This is a genomic window from Vibrio sp. 1288, assembly GCF_033344475.1.
In genome coordinates this window covers 1-532 of the sequence record NZ_JAWPOX010001055.1, presented here as the reverse complement: position 1 = coordinate 532, position 532 = coordinate 1, and the positions used below count along the sequence as shown (strand labels likewise).

General features: G+C 50.4%; 1 protein-coding gene. It reads left to right on the top strand.

Annotation, left to right across the window (positions count from 1 at the left end; translation table 11 throughout):
- The coding region (locus tag R8O11_RS30870) for a molybdopterin-dependent oxidoreductase (RefSeq protein ID WP_318195344.1) at nucleotides 1-532 on the top strand (532 nt) is incomplete at both ends.

The following is a 532-nucleotide window of genomic DNA, read 5'->3' as shown; positions in this document are numbered from 1 at the left end:
CAGCTGATGTAGGCGTTTCACAAGACAAACTCACAACGTTTTTCCAATGGTTTGCCCACAGCCCGACTGCGATTACGCTTTTTTGCCAAGGGGTCAATCAAGCTGAGAACGGTGTCGACAAAGGGAATGCGATCATCAATGCGCATTTAGCAACGGGTAAAATTGGCAGGGTGGGCTGTGGCCCGTTTTCCATTACCGGGCAACCTAATGCAATGGGCGGGCGAGAAGTTGGCGGTTTAGCCAATCAATTAGCGGTGCACCGAGGGTTTGATGGCGAATCCATTCAACAAGTACAAGCGTTTTGGGAGTCACCAGAAATCGCTACAAAACCGGGGCTAAAAGCGGTTGAACTGTTTGAAGCGGTTGAGCGTGGTGAGATTAAAGTTCTGTGGATCATGGCGACCAACCCCGTTGTCTCTTTGCCAGACAATCAGTTTGTTAAGAGGGCGCTAGAACGCTGTCCGTTTGTGATTGTCTCGGATATTACCGTAGAGTCGGATGTTGCGCGTTATGCCGACTTGTTGCTTCCGGC